We start from the raw sequence: 15,741 nt of genomic DNA, 5'->3' as shown, positions 1-15,741 counted from the left end.
GAGAGGTGGATGTGGGTCCAGTCATGTTGGATGTAGAAGGGTTTGAGCTGGATGCGGAGGAGCGTGAAATTCTGGCGCATCCGCTGGTGGGTGGACTGATCCTGTTTACCCGCAACTATCACGATCCGGCGCAGCTGCGTGAGCTGGTGCGTCAGATCCGCGCCGCATCGCGCAATCATCTGGTGGTGGCCGTCGATCAGGAAGGCGGGCGCGTGCAGCGTTTTCGCGACGGTTTTACCCGTCTCCCGGCAGCCCAGTCATTTGCCGCGCTGCTCGGCACAGAAGAGGGAAGAAAACTGGCGCAGGAGGCCGGCTGGCTGATGGCCAGCGAAATGATTGCCATGGATATCGACATCAGCTTTGCCCCGGTGCTGGATGTAGGGCATATCAGCGCTGCCATTGGCGAGCGCTCATACCATGAAGACCCGCGTATTGCGCTGGCAATGGCGACCCGGTTCATCGACGGCATGCACGATGCCGGGATGAAAACCACCGGGAAACACTTCCCGGGTCACGGGGCGGTTACGGCGGATTCTCACAAAGAGACCCCGCGCGATCCGCGCCCGGAAGCGGAGATTCGCGCCAAAGATATGTCGGTTTTCCAGTCGCTTATCACCGATAACAAGCTGGATGCCATTATGCCCGCGCACGTGATTTACAGCGACGTCGACCCGCGTCCTGCCAGCGGTTCTCCGCACTGGCTGAAAACCGTTCTGCGCCAGGAACTGGGCTTCAACGGCGTGATTTTCTCTGACGATTTGTCGATGGAAGGGGCCGCGATCATGGGCAGCTACGCTGAACGCGGTCAGGCATCTCTGGATGCAGGTTGCGATATGATCCTGGTCTGCAATAATCGTAAAGGTGCCGTTAGCGTGCTGGATAACCTGTCGCCGATCAATGCAGAGCGTGTTACACAATTGTATCATAAAGGTTCATTTAGCCGTCAGGAGCTGATGGATTCGGCGCGCTGGAAGACGGTCAACGCCCGGCTTGAAGACCTGAATGAGCGCTGGCAGGCACATAAAGCCAGCCTGTAAACCCTCCCGGAAGGCGTAGCGTGGTGAGAAGACGATGATCATCTATTTACACGGTTTTGACTCAAACAGTCCTGGTAATCATGAGAAGGTGCTGCAGCTGCAGTTTATCGATCCGGATGTACGGTTGATCAGCTACAGCACGCGCCATCCGAAGCATGATATGCAGCATCTGCTCAAAGAGGTGGACAAGATGTTGCAGCTCAACGTCGACGATCGTCCGTTGATTTGCGGCGTGGGGCTGGGCGGCTACTGGGCGGAGCGGATTGGCTTCCTGTGCGACATTCGCCAGGTGGTGTTCAATCCAAATCTGTTCCCGAACGAGAACATGGAAGGCAAAATTGACCGCCCGGAAGAGTATGTCGATATTGCGACCAAGTGCGTGAGCAACTTCCGTGAGAAAAACCGCGACCGCTGCCTGGTGATCCTTTCGCGTAATGATGAAGCGCTCAACAGCCATCGTGCAGCAGAGCTCCTGCATCATTACTATGAGATCGTCTGGGACGAAGAACAGACCCACAAGTTCAAAAACATCTCTCCGCATCTGCAGCGTATCAAAGCGTTTAAAACGCTGGGTTAATCAATTACCCGCATGCATCAAAGCCCGGCCGCGAAAGCGTACCGGGCTTTCTTTTTGACCAGAATTGTCTACTTTTAAGCCATCAAAACTTGATGCATATCAATTTTGGTATGACCAATGCGCCTGACGTGGTATTCTCAATGCACCTGAATGGTTTCAGTGCTGTAACCTGTTGTTAATTAAGGGTTATTTTTATAACTTTTAATTAACAATTGGTTAATAATTTGAGGGGGTCACGTTGACTACGCCATTGAAAAAGATAGTGATTGTAGGCGGTGGTGCTGGCGGGCTGGAGCTGGCTACACAGCTGGGCAAGAAGCTGGGTCGCGGTAAAAAAGCCAAAATTACGCTGGTGGATCGTAACCACAGCCACCTGTGGAAACCGCTGCTGCACGAAGTGGCGACCGGTTCTCTGGATGAGGGCGTGGACGCGCTCAGCTATCTGGCGCACGCGCGCAACCATCATTTCCAGTTCCAGCTGGGCTCGGTGGTGGACATCAACCGTGAAAGCAAAACCATCACCCTGGCAGAGCTGCGCGATGATAAAGGGGATCTGCTGGTTCCCGAGCGTAAACTGGCGTACGACACGCTGGTCATGGCGCTGGGCAGTACCTCCAACGACTTCAACACGCCGGGGGTGAAAGAGCACTGTATCTTCCTCGATAACCCGCATCAGGCGCGTCGTTTCCATCAGGAAATGCTGAACCTGTTCCTGAAGTACACCAGCAATATGGGTGCGAACGGTAAGGTGAATATCGCTATTGTCGGCGGCGGCGCGACGGGCGTTGAGCTGTCAGCGGAGCTGCACAATGCGGTGAAACAACTGCACAGCTACGGTTATAAAGGGTTAACTAACGAAGCGCTGAACGTCACGCTGGTTGAAGCCGGTGAACGCATCCTGCCTGCGCTGCCTCCGCGTATTTCCGGTGCTGCGCACAATGAGCTCACCAAATTGGGCGTGCGGGTGCTGACGCAGACCATGGTGACCAGCGCCGACGAAGGCGGCCTGCATACCAAAGACGGCGAGTATATCAAAGCGGATTTGATGGTCTGGGCGGCAGGTATCAAAGCGCCTGACTTTATGAAAGAGATCGGCGGTCTGGAAACCAACCGCATTAACCAGCTGGTAACCGAGCCAACGCTGCAAACCACGCGCGATCCTGAAATCTTTGCCATCGGTGACTGTGCCTCCTGTGCGCGTCCTGAAGGTGGATTCGTGCCGCCGCGCGCGCAGGCCGCTCACCAGATGGCAAGCCTGGTGCTGCACAACATTCTGGCGCAGTACAAAGGCAAGCCAATGAAAGCCTATGTCTACAAAGACCACGGTTCACTGGTGTCGCTGTCAAACTTTTCTACCGTCGGCAGCCTGATGGGCAACCTGATGCGCGGCTCAATGATGGTAGAAGGGCGCATTGCCCGCTTCGTGTATATCTCCCTGTACCGCATGCACCAGATTGCGCTGCACGGCTACTTCAAAACCGGGCTGATGATGCTGGTGGGCAGAATCAACCGCGTGATCCGTCCGCGTCTGAAGCTGCACTAATCTTTCACTCCCTCCGGGCCCTCCGGAGGGAGTTTTTAGCATTTCATGCTGTAGATCACAGTTTGACTGCTTAAGAGTTCTCCTAAATACAATATATCTCCTCTCAACGCTCCTTTTTTGATCCTTTATCTTATTGGCGAAGCCGTGCCTCCATTGCAAAATTGTTACCAATAGCAATAAAGGAGGAAGTCCCGTGAATAAATCAATGTTGGCGGGTATAGGGATTGGCGTCGCGGCTGCGTTAGGTGTGGCTGCCGTTGCCAGTCTCAACGTATTAGATCGCGGCCCGCAGTATGCACAGGTGGTTTCTGCTACACCGATTAAAGAAACCGTAAAAACCCCTCGTCAGGAGTGCCGCAACGTTTCCGTGACGCACCGTCGTCCGGTGCAGGATGAAAACCGCATTGCCGGTTCTGTTCTGGGTGCGGTAGCGGGTGGCGTAATTGGTCACCAGTTCGGCGGCGGCCGGGGTAAAGACGTAGCGACCGTGGTCGGCGCGCTGGGTGGCGGCTATGCCGGTAATCAGGTGCAGGGCGCGATGCAGGATAATGATACCTACACCACGACTCAGCAACGCTGCAAAACCGTCTATGATAAGTCGGAAAAAATGCTGGGCTATGACGTGACGTACAAAATTGGCGATCAGCAGGGCAAAATCCGCATGGATAAAGACCCGGGCACGCAAATCCCACTGGATGGAAACGGCCAGCTGGTTCTGAATAACAAAGTGTAAAAAAGATGTTCTCTGAATTTAGCTCCTCATGCGCTCAGGCTGAGGAGCTTTTTTTTTGCTTTAGATTTTGAGTAGCTCAGGCCACAGCCGCAGCGTGGTTTCGCTAATATGCTGCAGTTTTTCCAGCGTGGCTCCTTCACGGGCGCTGATCGACATCCCCTGTAAAATACAGCTCAGGTATTGTGCCAGCAGCTGAGGGTTGCATTGTGCGGGGAGTTCACCGCGCTGCTGGCGCTGAGCCAGAAAGGCGCTGAGGGTCTCCTCCTGCCTCGCATGCCGCGATTTCACCGTATTGGCAATCTCTTTGGAGGACGCCGCAAGGGTGGCAGAAGTGTTAATCATAAAGCAGCCCGCAGGCGTCTCTTTACTGGTAAAGCAGGTCGCGACGGCGGTGAAATAGTCGCGAAGCGCCTGTTCAACGCTTTTCTCTTCGCAGAACAGCTGGGCTTCGTGTTTCGCCGCAAAACGCGAAATGTATCTGTCCAGCACCGCCCTGAACAGTCCCTCTTTATTGGTAAATTCGGCATACAGCGTCGGCGCTTTGGCTCCGGTGGCTTCTACCAGATCGGAAAGCGAGGTTGCTTCATACCCATGTTGCCAGAAGAGAGTCATGGCCTTATCAAGCGCTGCATCCCTGTCAAACACTTTTGGTCGGCCACGGCTTTTCTTCGCACAACTCGTGACATCGGTTGTCATTTGCCGTTGGTCCTCTGTTGGTTTGGTGAATGACCATTATAAAAATAAACGCAACCCACCACCAGTGCAGAATGCTTAAAAATAAATTAATCATATATGTATGAAAAATAACAATTTTAAAATTAAGTTAATGGTCGTTATAAAATTATGTTGACGCGTGACCTGGATCACGTTTATGATTTACCTATCGATCGTTAACTAAATGATTAACGACCTCCAAATTCATCTGCTAAAGGTAAACATCATGAAAAACGTAAAAACCCTCATCGCTGCTGCTGTTCTGAGTTCACTCTCTTTCGCAAGCTTTGCTGCTGTACAAGTGCAATCCACCCCTGCTGACCAGCATAAAGTCGGGACAATCTCCGCGTCTGCCGGTACTAACCTGGGTTCACTGGAAGATCAGCTGGCACAAAAAGCGCAAGAGATGGGTGCTAAATCTTACCGCATCACCTCCGTGACCGGTCCTAACACCCTGCACGGCACTGCGGTCATCTACAAATAAGCTGGGCATAAACCCTCATTTATGCCACTGCAATAAAAAACGCCCTGCTCAGCAGGGCGTTTTTTTATTTCTGATTTACATCGACTGCTGGACGACGTCGTGATGCCGGGTGACATCGGTCGGCATGCCTGACCGGGCTTCCATCGCGCGCTCCATCACCACGCTGTTGGTATTCGCATTCGTTTTGAAGCTTACCATCGCGGCATTCAGGTTAATGGGCAGCGTCTGCGGATCGTCGCCAATGTTTTTCGATAACGGCTGATGAATCTCAACCAGCCGCACGCCGCCGGGCTCCTCTGAAACCTTAATCGGCGTATTGATAATATTCACTTTGGTTCCAGGCGTAACGACGTTAAACAGCGTTTTGATATCGTCATCGCGCAGACGAATACAGCCGGAGCTGACGCGCATGCCGATGCCAAAGTCTGCATTCGTTCCGTGCAGCAGGTAGACGCCGCCGTATGCCGCGAGGCGTATCGCGTGATGCCCCATCGGGTTATCCGGACCAGCCGGCACCACGGCAGGAAGATCGATCCCCTGGGCCTTATAGCGGGCACGAATGTTGGCCGTCGGGGTCCAGGTTGGATTCGCGCGTTTATCCGAGACGGTGGTAACCATCGTCGGCGTCAGGGTGTCGCCGCCCAGCTGACCAATACCAATCGGGTAGACGGTGACTTCATTTTTACCCGGCGGATAATAGTACAGACGCAGTTCGGCCAGGTTTATCACCATCCCCTCGCGCGGCGCGTCCGGCAGGATAGTCTGTAACGGGATGGTCAGTACGCTGCCCGCGCGCGGGACATACGGGTCGACGCCGGGGTTTGCCTGCAGCAGGGCCAGAAAACCGACGTTATATTTTTTGGCAATCGCTTCCAGTGAACCACCATTATTTTCAACCACATGAAAGCGGTTTTCGCCCACGACATTGCTGCCGGGAGGGGGAAGGGGCCAGGTGTTTGCCCGAGCGGGAAGCGCAACCGCGACGGTGGCTGCCAGCGCAAACAGGGTCATCCAGCGAGTAAAACGCGAAGAGGTCATCATCACCATAATCCATGTAAATGATAAGGTTATTGTTTTATAAGGCGTTAAACATAATTATGGCGAATGGGTGTGTCGGGAAGATCGGGTGAAGTGCAAAGAGTTTGTAAATTGTCCCCCCGTAGCGCTGGGCTAACAGGGGAAGGGATCCCCATAAAATAATGCCTGCACGGACGACCCCCTCTCCCTTGAGGGAGAGGGCTGGGGTGAGGGGGAACATACGACTCTGGTGGTCATTCCGTTCACTTTATGTTCCTTAGTACTCTGTAACGACATGACCTGTGAACGTGCCAGGGTGGCTCAGTCGCCACCACCCTGGCGACCCGGGCTCCCGGCGGTAAATCGCCGCTACGCGGTACCTTCGGCTTATTCCTTCCGGCTTTTCGGGAACGGGCGGAGGTAACATCCCTGTAAAGCCCGCCCTCTCGGCGCATCCCTGCGCCTCGCCCCGGCCTGCAGGAAACGCCTCAGCGATTTACAGCCGGACCAGGGTGTCGCTGTAAGCTATTCATTTTCCGGAAGCAACTTTTATCGCTTCTGGTTAATAAACTACATGAAATTCCTCAGTTAAGAGGGGAATGGAGGTCAGGCGATCGCGTTCTCTTCCAGCTGGCGCATAAAGTTACGCACCCAGTCCATACGGGTTTTGCGCTCCGTCAGTTCCTGGGTAAATTTCAGACGGGTTGGACCATCCAGACGGAAATGCTGCGGCTGTTTTTGCAGCAGGCCGATCAGCCACATCGGGTTGACGTGATTCTTCTCGGCGAATTCAATCACGCCGCCTTTTTCATTGCCTTCGAGCTTGCGGATCCCCAGCTTTTGCGCCTGCTGGCGCAGCCTCGCGATATCCAGCAAATTTCTCGCTGGATCGGGCAGCAGGCCAAAGCGGTCAATCAGCTCCACCTTAATCTCTTCCAGCTCGTTCTCCTTCTTCGCGCTGGCGATGCGCTTGTAGAACGACAGTCGGGTATTCACGTCCGGAATAAAATCGTCCGGCAGCAGGGAAGGCATACGCAGCTCGACCTCGGTCTGCTGGCTGGTGAGATCTTCCAGCGACGGCTCGCGTCCGGCCTTCAGGGCATCAACCGCGTTTTCCAGCAGCTCCATATAGAGCGAGAAGCCGATGGTTTCCATGGAGCCGCTCTGGTCTTCACCCAGCAGCTCGCCGGCACCGCGGATCTCGAGATCGTGCGTGGCCAGCGCAAAGCCTGCGCCGAGGTCTTCCAGCGAGGCGATGGCTTCCAGACGCTTTTGCGCGTCGGTGGTCATCGCTTTCGGATGCGGCGTCAGCAGCCAGGCGTAGGCCTGATGGTGCGAACGCCCGACGCGGCCGCGCAGCTGGTGAAGCTGCGCAAGGCCAAAGTGATCCGCACGCTCAATGATGATGGTGTTTGCCGTCGGAATGTCGATCCCGGTTTCAATGATGGTGGTACACACCAGCACGTTAAAGCGCTGGTGGTGGAAGTCGTTCATTACCCGTTCCAGTTCGCGCTCGCGCATCTGCCCGTGACCGATAGCAATACGCGCTTCCGGCACCAGCTCTGCCAGCCTGTCGGCGGCTTTCTGGATGTTTTCCACGTCGTTGTATAGGTAATAGACCTGACCCCCACGAAGCACCTCACGCAGAATGGCCTCCCGCACCACCAGATTATCGTACTCGCGGACAAAGGTTTTCACCGCCAGACGGCGCGCCGGCGGCGTAGCAATAATCGACAGATCGCGCATGCCGCTCATCGCCATGTTGAGGGTTCGCGGGATTGGCGTTGCGGTCAGGGTCAGGATATCGACGTCGGCGCGCATCGCTTTGATGCGCTCTTTATGACGCACCCCGAAGCGGTGCTCTTCGTCGACGATCAGCAGCCCCAGATCTTTCCACTTCACGTCGCTTTGCAGCAGCTTGTGGGTGCCGATCAGAATATCGATTTTGCCTTCGCTTGCCTGTTCGAGGATCTGCGTCTGTTCTTTGGTACTGCGAAAACGCGAGAGCATCTCGATACGTACCGGCCAGTTGGCGAAACGGTCGCGGAAGTTGTCGAAGTGCTGCTGAGCGAGCAGGGTGGTCGGCACCAGCACCGCCACCTGCTTGTTGTTTTCCACCGCAAGGAAGGCGGCGCGCATCGCCACTTCGGTTTTACCGAAGCCGACGTCGCCGCAGACTAAGCGGTCCATAGCCAGCGGCTGGCACATGTCGCTCAGCACGGCGTTGATGGCCTGGGCCTGATCCGGCGTGGTTTCAAACGGGAAGCTGTCGCAGAACAGCTGGTACTGTTCTTTATCATGCTTAAAGGCGAAGCCCTGTTTAGCCGCGCGCTGGGCGTAGATATCCAGCAGCTCGGCCGCCACGTCGCGCACTTTTTCCGCCGCCTTCTGGCGCGCGCGCGCCCAGGCGTCGCCGCCCAGCTTGTGCAGCGGCGCATTCTCTTCGGCGCCGCCCGCGTAGCGGCTGATCAGATGCAAGGAGGAGACCGGGACATACAGTTTGGCGTCGTTAGCATAGGTGAGCATCAGGTATTCACCTTTGATGCCGCCCGCTTCCAGCGTGGTCATCCCCTGATAGCGCCCAACGCCGTGCTCCAGGTGAACAATCGGCTGGCCCGGGTGCAGCTCGGCAAGGTTACGGATCAGCGTGTCCGGGTTGATGGTCCGACGGCTGTCCTGACGGCGGCGCGCGACGCGCTCGCCCAGCAGGTCGCTTTCGCAAATCAGCGCCAGGTTGTTGAGCGTGTCGATGAACCCGTGCTCGGCGGCGCCAATCATCAGATAACGACCGTTTCCGGTCGCTTCGCTCAGGCGCAGGATGCGCTTCGGCGCCACCTTAATGCGTCCCAGCAGTTCACCTAACGCTTCACGGCGGCCTTCACTCTCAACGGAGAACACCACCGGGCCGGTGAAGGACTCCAGGAACTTGCGCAGATTATCCAGCGGGGATTTCTGCTGCGCCTGAACGGCCAGGTCCGGCAGCGTCCGGAAGGCGAGGTTGGTATTGGCGGCCTTATCGGCAAGCGAATCGGTTTTCAGCTGCATGCGCGGCCAGCGCTTCAGCTCGGCGTTGAGCTCGTCGGTGCGCAGCCACAGCGCTTCCGGCGGCAGCAGTGGACGCATTGGGTCAACGCCACGGTTTTCAAAGCGGGCGCGGGTTTCGCTCTCAAAGCGGCTGGCGCTGGCGTCGATATCCCCGGTGTTGACAATCAGCGTATTCGCCGGGAAGTAGCTGAACAGGGCAGGCAGCGGCTCGTTGAAGAACAGCGGCTGCCAGTATTCGATCCCGGCAGGAAGCGTGCCTTTACTGACCTGCTGATAAATATGTTCCGCGTCGCGCTTCACCTCGAACTTATCGCGCCACTGGCTGCGGAACAGTTCAATAGCGGTTTTGTCCGTGGGGAACTCATGCGCGGGCAGTAAATTGATGGACTCCACCTCTTCCAGCGTGCGCTGCGTGTCGGCGTCGAATACGCGCAGGCTGTCGATTTCATCATCAAAGAAATCCAGACGATACGGCTGGTCGCTGCCCATCGGGTAAAGGTCAAGCAGCGCGCCGCGGGTCGCGTATTCCCCGTGCTCCATCACCTGGTCGACGTGGCGATAGCCGGCACCGTCAAGCTGCGCGCGCAGGGCGTCACGGGACAGGCGCTGGCCTTTTTTCATCACCAGCGCGTGACCGTGCAGATAGCTGTGCGGACAGACGCGCTGCATCAGGGTGTTCACCGGCACAATCAGCACGCCGCGCTGCATGGTCGGCAGCTGATAGAGCGTCGACAGGCGCGAGGAGATGATCTCCTGATGCGGAGAGAAGCTGTCATACGGCAGCGTCTCCCAGTCGGCCAGGCTGAACACCAGGCTATCGGTGAACTGGCGAATTTCATCGTGCAGGCGTAGGGCGTTTTGCATATCCGGGGCAACCAGAATCACCGGGCCTGGATGACGCTCGGCGATTTCCGCCACCAGCGTGGCGCACGCCGCGCCCGTGAGTTCACCCAGCTGGCGCTGGTCGCCCGCTTTGACAGGCAAGGAATAACGATAGTGTTCAGGCATGGCTATGTCAGAGTCTCTTATGGATATACCAACAGTATTGGGGCATATCACTGATACGCAATGTCTTTATTATCCTCGATCGTTTTACATAAGCAAATCGTAACCGCACGGCAGGGCTAAACGCCCCCAAAACGGGGGCGGAGAGGGCATTAACGCGTTGAAGGTGACAGGGTCAGCGTAGACGGAGGAGAGAAGAAAACGTCCCCAAAAAGCGCGGTGGAGATCTTACGCACCCCGAGCCCGGCAAGGGTACAGATAAACAGGCTGGCAAACGGATAGACCAGCACCAGGGTGAGCTCTGCCCAGACCGGCCACGAGGCGGCATTCATTTCGCCAATCAGGAACAGGCTAAAGGCCTCAATCAGGATGCGGTGGGTGGTATAAATCGCAATGGTATTTGAGCCAATCACGTTCAGCAGATTGTTCGGGTGAACGGCATAGCGCTGCTCAAGGCTGTAGAACAGCTTCATGATCAGCACAATCGACAGCAATGAGAGCAGCAGCGGAACGTTAGCAAACCACAGCACCACGGAGACGGCGGCGAAAGCCCCGGTTGCCAGCCAGATGCGGCGCAGGTTGACGCTTTTCATCCACGCCATCAGCTCTGCGCCATACCACGCCCCGAGGCTGTAGTAGATCATGTTGCGTACCACGCTGTTCATTCCCCACCACGGCAGCGGCAGGAAGTTAATCGCGATGCTTGCCAGCGCCAGCAGTCCCAGTACCGGCAGCTTCCAGCGGCTCAGCAGTTTAGACAGCGTGAAGTAGACCACCAGAGCATACAGATACCACAAACTGGTGCTGGCGGTGATCATCCCCAGCACAAAGCCTGAGAACGAGTCGGCGTAGGCCGCGTTCGACAAGGTGGCAAGCTCACGCTCGGGCGCCAGCCAGGCGTTCAGGTGGGTCAACGCCTGCCATTGCAGGACGCCCCACAGCGCCAGGACCCAGACAATGCTCCAGATCCGTTTATCGAGACTGGTTCGCCAGTCCACTTCGTCAATATAACGACGGATCAGATAGCCGGAGATAAAGAAGAAGACCGGCATACGAAACGGTGCGAGATAGAGGTTAAAATAGACCCAGCATTTGGCGAGAAGGCCGGAGAGCGGGTGTTGTAGCCCGATCAGATGCGGATAAAACGTGATAACCGAATGATAGATAACCACCAGGCAGATACACAGCCCTTTTATCTGGTTAATCCATAATGCTTTTTGCTTCATTGTTCGCCACTACCTTATTGCCATAAACGAACGAGCAATTGTTGTAAAACGACACCAGGATGTAATGGGTAACAGTCTGTATCAGGAGGTTTTTCGGAAAAGGTGGAGGTTGCGAGGTGAGTATTCAGACAATAGCACCCTGATTTATCTGAATTTTTCGGAAAAATGATTACCAAAGCTTACTGTTTCAGTCATTTACGCTTAACGGATTCGCTTATATACTCGTGGGTCTGCTATCAGCAAACAGACGGATTTCATGTATCAACCTGTCGCACTCTTCATAGGCTTACGCTACATGCGTGGGCGCGCCGCGGACCGCTTCGGTCGCTTTGTCTCCTGGCTTTCGACTATTGGCATTACGCTTGGCGTGATGGCACTGGTGACGGTGCTTTCCGTCATGAATGGCTTCGAACGCGAGCTGCAAAACAATATCCTGGGGCTGATGCCGCAGGCCGTTCTTTCATCATCCAACGGTTCGGTTAACCCGCACCAGCTGCCGGAAAGCGCGGCGAAGTTACAGGGCGTCACGCGCGTAGCGCCGTTGACGACCGGCGACGTGGTGCTGCAAAGCGCCCGCAGCGTGGCGGTCGGCGTGATGCTGGGTATTGACCCGGCGCAAAACGATCCGCTGACGCCGTATCTGGTTAACGTGAAGCAGACCGATCTGGAAGCCGGGAAATACAACGTGATTCTGGGCGAACAGCTTGCCGGACAGCTTGGCGTCAACCGTGGCGATCAGCTGCGCGTGATGGTGCCTTCTGCCAGCCAGTTTACGCCGATGGGGCGCCTGCCAAGCCAGCGCCTGTTCAATGTGATTGGTACCTTTGCCGCCAACAGCGAAGTCGATGGCTACCAGATGCTGGTGAACATTCAGGACGCTTCACGCCTGATGCGCTACCCGGCAGGGAATATTACCGGCTGGCGCCTGTGGCTCGATGCGCCGCTGAAGGTTGATACCCTCAGCCAGCAAAAACTGCCGGACGGCACTAAATGGCAGGACTGGCGCGAGCGTAAAGGCGAACTGTTCCAGGCCGTGCGGATGGAAAAAAACATGATGGGGCTGCTGCTGAGCCTTATCGTGGCCGTGGCCGCATTTAACATCATTACCTCGCTGGGCCTGATGGTGATGGAGAAGCAGGGCGAAGTCGCCATTCTGCAAACCCAGGGGCTCACGCCGCGCCAGATCATGGCGGTGTTTATGGTGCAGGGGGCCAGCGCAGGCATCATCGGCGCGCTGCTCGGCGCCGTGCTGGGGGCCTTGCTTGCCAGCCAGCTTAATAACTTAATGCCGATCATCGGTGCCCTGCTCGACGGCGCGGCGCTGCCGGTGGCTATCGAGCCGCTGCAGGTGGTCGGTATTGCGCTGGCCGCGATGGCCATTGCGCTGCTTTCTACGCTTTATCCTTCCTGGCGCGCTGCCGCCACTCAACCCGCTGAGGCTTTACGTTATGAATAAGATCCTGTTGCAATGCGACAACCTGTCCAAACGCTATCAGGAAGGCACTGTGCAAACCGACGTGCTGCACAATGTGAGCTTCAGCGTGGGCGAAGGCGAGATGATGGCGATTGTTGGCAGCTCCGGCTCGGGCAAAAGTACGCTGCTGCATCTGCTGGGCGGGCTGGATACGCCAACCGAAGGCGACGTGATTTTCTCCGGCCAGCCGATGAGCAAAATGTCCTCCGCGGCGAAGGCCGAGCTGCGCAACCGCGAGCTGGGCTTTATCTACCAGTTCCACCACCTGCTGCCGGATTTCACGGCGCTGGAAAACGTGGCGATGCCGCTGCTGATTGGTAAAAAGAAACCGGCAGAAATTAACGCCCGCGCCAGCGACATGCTGAAAGCGGTAGGCCTGGGCCATCGCGGTAACCATCGTCCCTCTGAGCTTTCCGGCGGCGAGCGCCAGCGCGTGGCGATTGCCCGCGCGCTGGTCAACAACCCGCGTCTGGTGCTGGCGGATGAGCCTACCGGTAACCTGGATGCCCGCAATGCGGACAGTATTTTCCAGCTTCTGGGCGAGCTGAACGCCTCGCAGGGCACCGCGTTTCTGGTCGTAACCCACGATCTGCAGCTGGCAAAACGCATGGGGCGTCAGCTTGAGATGCGCGACGGCCATCTGAACGCGGAACTGACCCTGATGGGAGCAGAGTAATGGCGTCACCGTTATCCTTACTCATCGGTTTACGTTTTAGCCGCGGCCGCCGTCGCGGCGGCATGGTGTCGCTGATCTCCATCATCTCGACCATCGGCATTGCGCTCGGTGTGGCGGTGCTGATTGTGGGCTTGAGCGCCATGAACGGCTTTGAGCGCGAGCTGAATAACCGCATTCTGGCGGTGGTGCCGCACGGGGAGATCGAGCCGGTTAACCAGCCATGGACGAACTGGAGCGATGCGCTCGCCAAAGTCGAAAAGGTGCCGGGCATTGCCGCGGCCGCGCCCTATATTAACTTTACCGGGCTGGTGGAGAGCGGGGTCAACCTGCGCGCCATACAGGTGAAAGGGGTTAACCCTGCCCAGGAAGCGCGTCTCAGCGCGCTGCCAAACTATGTGCAGAACGGCGCGTGGGCCAACTTTAAGGCCGGCGAGCAGCAGATCATCATGGGTAAAGGCGTGGCCGATGCCCTGAAGGTGAAGCAGGGCGACTGGGTGTCAATCATGATCCCGAACGCCAGCGCCGACCACAAGCTGCAGCAGCCTATGCGCGTGCGCCTGCACGTCACCGGTATTCTTCAGCTGAGCGGTCAGCTTGACCATAGTTTTGCGATGGTGCCGATGGAGGATGCGCGCCAGTATCTCGACATGGCTGACAGCGTGACGGGCATTGCCATTAAGGTGAACGACGTCTTTAACGCCAATAAGCTGGTACGCGACGCGGGCAGCGTGACCAATAACTATGTCTACATCAAAAGCTGGATCGGCACCTACGGATATATGTACCGTGATATCCAGATGATCCGCGCAATTATGTATCTGGCGATGGTGCTGGTGATTGGTGTGGCGTGCTTTAATATCGTCTCGACGCTGGTGATGGCGGTCAAGGACAAGAGCGGCGACATCGCCGTGCTGCGTACGCTGGGGGCGAAAGACGGTCTTATTCGCGCCATCTTCGTCTGGTACGGTTTGCTGGCGGGGCTGTTCGGCAGCCTGTGCGGCGTGGTGATTGGCGTGGTGGTTTCCCTGCAGCTGACCCCGATTATCAACGGGATCGAAAAGCTTATCGGCCACCAGTTCCTGTCGGGTGATATCTACTTTATTGACTTCCTGCCGTCTGAACTGCACTGGCTGGACGTTTTTTATGTGCTGGTTACAGCACTTTTACTGAGTCTGCTGGCAAGCTGGTATCCGGCGCGTCGCGCAAGCCGAATTGATCCGGCGAGGGTATTAAGTGGCCAGTAATTACGTCATGATCTAGCGGCTTTCGGGCCGCCAGGTTAAAAGAGGAATGCGTTATGTATTACGGATTTGATATTGGCGGCACCAAGATTGCGCTCGGCGCGTTTGATAAAGACCTCAAACTGCAGTGGGAAACCCGCGTTCCTACGCCGCGCGAAAGCTACGACGAATTTTTAACCGCGATTGCCGCGCTGGTGGCGCAGGCCGATGAACGCTTTGGCGTCAAAGGCAGCGTCGGCATCGGCATTCCGGGTATGCCCGAAACCGACGACGGCACGCTGTATGCCGCCAACGTGCCTGCCGCCAGCGGTAAACCGCTCCGCGCCGATCTCTCTGCTCTCCTTGAACGCGACGTGCGTTTAGACAATGATGCTAACTGCTTTGCGCTCTCTGAAGCCTGGGATGATGAATTCCGTCAGTATCCGCTGGTGATGGGGCTGATCCTCGGTACCGGCGTCGGCGGGGGAATCGTCGTCAACGGTAAGCCCATCACCGGTCGCAGCTATATTACCGGCGAGTTTGGCCATATCCGCCTGCCGGTGGATGCTCTCGAGGTGGTGGGGCGTGATTTCCCGCTGACCCGCTGCGGCTGCGGCCAGCACGGCTGTATTGAGAACTACCTTTCCGGCCGCGGGTTTGCATGGCTTTACGAACACTTCTATCATCAGAAACTTGAGGACCCTCAAATCATTACCCTGTGGGAGCAAGGGGACGCGCAGGCGCGCGAGCACGTCGAGCGCTATCTGGATCTGCTGGCGGTGTGTCTGGGAAATATTCTCACCATCGTCGACCCGGATCTGCTGGTGATCGGGGGAGGGCTCTCAAACTTTACCGCGATTACGGAACGGTTGTCCGGGCGTTTGCCCCGACATTTATTGCCGGTTGCCCGCGTGCCGCGTATTGAACGCGCGCGACACGGGGACGCAGGAGGTATGCGCGGAGCCGCATTCCTTCATCTCACCGATTAGT

Annotated in this window: 13 protein-coding genes; 9 read left to right on the top strand and 4 right to left on the bottom strand. The window is 56.7% G+C overall.

Annotated elements, in window-relative coordinates; genetic code table 11:
- Window positions 1–11 precede the first annotated feature (11 nt).
- The 4 genes from nagZ to AC1VYI_RS15625 all read left to right on the top strand — a co-directional run bounded on the left by nagZ (window position 12) and on the right by AC1VYI_RS15625 (window position 3,890).
- Complete coding sequence (gene nagZ, locus AC1VYI_RS15640) at window positions 12–1,037, top strand: beta-N-acetylhexosaminidase (protein WP_134867383.1); 1,026 nt, start codon at window positions 12–14, stop codon at window positions 1,035–1,037.
- Window positions 1,038–1,071: 34 nt separating this feature from the next.
- Window positions 1,072–1,614, top strand: a complete 543-nt coding sequence (ycfP, locus tag AC1VYI_RS15635) for an alpha/beta hydrolase YcfP (protein ID WP_008500781.1) — start codon at window positions 1,072–1,074, stop codon at window positions 1,612–1,614.
- 238 nt (window positions 1,615–1,852) lie between these two features.
- Window positions 1,853–3,157 carry an NAD(P)/FAD-dependent oxidoreductase gene (locus AC1VYI_RS15630; RefSeq protein WP_023311163.1) on the top strand — a complete coding sequence of 435 codons (1,305 nt, stop codon included), beginning with the start codon at window positions 1,853–1,855 and terminating at the stop codon, window positions 3,155–3,157.
- 193 nt (window positions 3,158–3,350) lie between these two features.
- A complete protein-coding gene (locus AC1VYI_RS15625) occupies window positions 3,351–3,890 on the top strand; it encodes a glycine zipper 2TM domain-containing protein (RefSeq protein WP_008500779.1) in 540 nt (179 codons plus the stop codon).
- Window positions 3,891–3,950: 60 nt separating this feature from the next.
- On the opposite strand, the gene AC1VYI_RS15620 is transcribed toward AC1VYI_RS15625, so the two are convergent.
- Window positions 3,951–4,586, bottom strand: a complete 636-nt coding sequence (locus AC1VYI_RS15620) for a TetR/AcrR family transcriptional regulator (RefSeq protein ID WP_134866526.1) — start codon at window positions 4,584–4,586, stop codon at window positions 3,951–3,953.
- Between the two features lie 244 nt (window positions 4,587–4,830).
- Here AC1VYI_RS15620 and bhsA point away from each other — a divergent pair, with 244 nt between their 5' ends.
- Window positions 4,831–5,088: a multiple stress resistance protein BhsA gene (gene bhsA, locus AC1VYI_RS15615; RefSeq protein ID WP_023616599.1), complete on the top strand. Its 258-nt coding sequence runs from the start codon at window positions 4,831–4,833 to the stop codon at window positions 5,086–5,088.
- Between the two features lie 75 nt (window positions 5,089–5,163).
- Here bhsA and ldtC read toward each other — a convergent pair whose 3' ends face one another.
- The 3 genes from ldtC to AC1VYI_RS15600 all read right to left on the bottom strand — a co-directional run bounded on the left by ldtC (window position 5,164) and on the right by AC1VYI_RS15600 (window position 11,381).
- A complete protein-coding gene (gene ldtC / locus AC1VYI_RS15610) occupies window positions 5,164–6,129 on the bottom strand; it encodes a L,D-transpeptidase LdtC (protein ID WP_063440351.1) in 966 nt (321 codons plus the stop codon).
- 582 nt (window positions 6,130–6,711) lie between these two features.
- Entirely contained in the window at window positions 6,712–10,158 is a 3,447-nt protein-coding gene (gene mfd, locus AC1VYI_RS15605) for a transcription-repair coupling factor (protein ID WP_023311167.1), read from the bottom strand.
- A 149-nt stretch (window positions 10,159–10,307) separates the two neighbouring features.
- Complete coding sequence (locus AC1VYI_RS15600) at window positions 10,308–11,381, bottom strand: acyltransferase family protein (protein ID WP_134866525.1); 1,074 nt, start codon at window positions 11,379–11,381, stop codon at window positions 10,308–10,310.
- Window positions 11,382–11,637: 256 nt separating this feature from the next.
- Here AC1VYI_RS15600 and lolC point away from each other — a divergent pair, with 256 nt between their 5' ends.
- From lolC to nagK, 4 genes are read left to right on the top strand one after another with little or no spacing between them, the layout of a single operon-like run.
- On the top strand, window positions 11,638–12,837 hold the full coding sequence (lolC, locus tag AC1VYI_RS15595; protein ID WP_226483707.1) for a lipoprotein-releasing ABC transporter permease subunit LolC: 1,200 nt from the start codon (window positions 11,638–11,640) through the stop codon (window positions 12,835–12,837).
- Entirely contained in the window at window positions 12,830–13,531 is a 702-nt protein-coding gene (gene lolD, locus AC1VYI_RS15590) for a lipoprotein-releasing ABC transporter ATP-binding protein LolD (protein ID WP_010429765.1), read from the top strand. The genes lolC and lolD overlap by 8 nt, the downstream gene beginning before the upstream one ends.
- Entirely contained in the window at window positions 13,531–14,775 is a 1,245-nt protein-coding gene (gene lolE / locus AC1VYI_RS15585) for a lipoprotein-releasing ABC transporter permease subunit LolE (protein ID WP_134866524.1), read from the top strand. The genes lolD and lolE overlap by 1 nt, the downstream gene beginning before the upstream one ends.
- Before the next feature lie 53 nt (window positions 14,776–14,828).
- Complete coding sequence (nagK, locus tag AC1VYI_RS15580; protein ID WP_134866523.1) at window positions 14,829–15,740, top strand: N-acetylglucosamine kinase; 912 nt, start codon at window positions 14,829–14,831, stop codon at window positions 15,738–15,740.
- Window position 15,741: the final 1 nt, after the last annotated feature.

The organism is Enterobacter sp. QK-SA4, from assembly GCF_056856775.1.
Note: the sequence above shows the minus strand (reverse complement) of the source record. Positions and strands in the feature narration are given on the sequence as shown.